Genomic DNA, 1446 nt, shown 5'->3' with positions numbered 1-1446 from the left:
GGCGTGGACACCATCCTCGGCCCCGAAATGAAGTCGACCGGCGAAGTCATGGGCGTGGGCAAGACCTTTGGCGAAGCTTTCGTCAAGAGCCAGCTGGGCGCGGGCACGCTGCTGCCCCAGTCGGGCCGCGTGTTCCTCACCGTGAAGAACAACGACAAGGCACGCGCCGTGAACATCGCGCGCGAGCTCGCGGCCATGGGCTTCGAGCTGGTGGCTACCAAGGGCACGGCCGCGGCCATTGCCGAAGCCGGCATCGCGGTGCAGGTGGTCAACAAGGTCACCGAAGGCCGTCCGCACATCGTCGACATGATCAAGATGGGCGACATCGCGATGGTGATCAACACCGTCGAGGAACGCCGCAACGCGATCGCCGACTCGCGCGCCATCCGTACCAGCTCGCTGCTGGCACGCGTGACCACCTTCACGACCATCTTCGGCGCCGAAGCCGCCGTCGAAGGCATGAAGAGCATGAACAACCTGGAGGTCTATTCCGTCCAGGAACTGCATGCCCAACTGGCCCAGGCCTGAGCCGAGGCTTGAGCGCCAGACCGGGTTATACCGGGTGAATGCCGCGCCAATCGCGGCATAATGAGCCCATGACCAGAAACCGCCGCGCGGCAACGTGCGGCGGTTTGCTTTTGGGGCGTGCGTTGGCCGCCCCAGGCTACGCAGCCCCGTGTCCCGGGCATCCGCTGGTTTTTTTATGAATTGCCGCGCCAGGCGCGGAGCATGCTGAACGTGGAGATTCAACAATGACCACCATTCCTATTACCAAGCGCGGTGCGGAAAAACTCAAGGCCGAGCTGCACCGTCTGAAGACCATAGAGCGCCCCAGCGTGATCCAGGCGATCGCCGAGGCGCGCGCCCAGGGCGACCTGAGCGAAAACGCCGAATACGAAGCCGCCAAGGACCGCCAGGGCTTCATCGAAGGCCGCATTCTTGAAGTCGAGGGCAAGCTGTCGGCCGCGCAGATCATCGATCCCACGGCCGTGGACGCGGGCGGCCGCGTGGTGTTCGGCGCCACCGTCGACCTCGAGGACGAGAAGACCGGCGACAGTGTGACCTACCAGATCGTGGGCGAGGACGAAGCCGATCTGAAGCAAGGCCTGATCAACATCTCCAGCCCGATCGCGCGCGCGCTGATCGGCAAGGAAGAGGGCGATACCGCCGAAGTCCAGGCCCCGGGCGGCCTGCGCCGCTACGAAGTGGTGGCCGTGCGCTACCTCTGAGCCCAGGCGATGGCGAATTTCGCTTCCCGGCTGTCCGAGCGCCTGCCGGCGCTGGCCGCGGCGCTGTGGTGGGGCGGGCTGAGCGTGGTCGGCTTCATCGTCGTGCCGCTGCTGTTCGCCCACCTGCCTTCGCCAGCCGTGGCCGGGCGCATGGCGGCGACGCTGTTCGCGGCCCAGACCTGGGTGTCGGTGGCCTGCACCGCCTTGCTGCTGGTGC

Annotated in this window: 2 protein-coding genes and 1 pseudogene; all 3 read left to right on the top strand. The window is 66.1% G+C overall.

The annotated features are described in order from the left end of the window. Positions 1-528, top strand: a pseudogene (gene carB, locus RR928_RS04980) (carbamoyl-phosphate synthase large subunit); the annotation flags it as partial. Between the two features lie 224 nt (positions 529-752). Then, positions 753-1229 (top strand): transcription elongation factor GreA, encoded by a 477-nt coding sequence (gene greA / locus RR928_RS04975; RefSeq protein ID WP_332681642.1) that lies wholly within the window; start codon positions 753-755, stop codon positions 1227-1229. A gap of 9 nt (positions 1230-1238) precedes the next feature. Continuing rightward, the coding region (locus RR928_RS04970; protein WP_332681639.1) for a DUF4149 domain-containing protein at positions 1239-1446 on the top strand (208 nt) is incomplete at its 3' end.

The organism is Comamonas sp. (assembly GCF_036666375.1).
In the GTDB taxonomy this organism is placed as follows: domain Bacteria; phylum Pseudomonadota; class Gammaproteobacteria; order Burkholderiales; family Burkholderiaceae_C; genus Comamonas.
The sequence above is the reverse complement of the archived record's forward strand: the minus strand, read 5'-3'. Positions and strand labels throughout refer to the sequence as shown.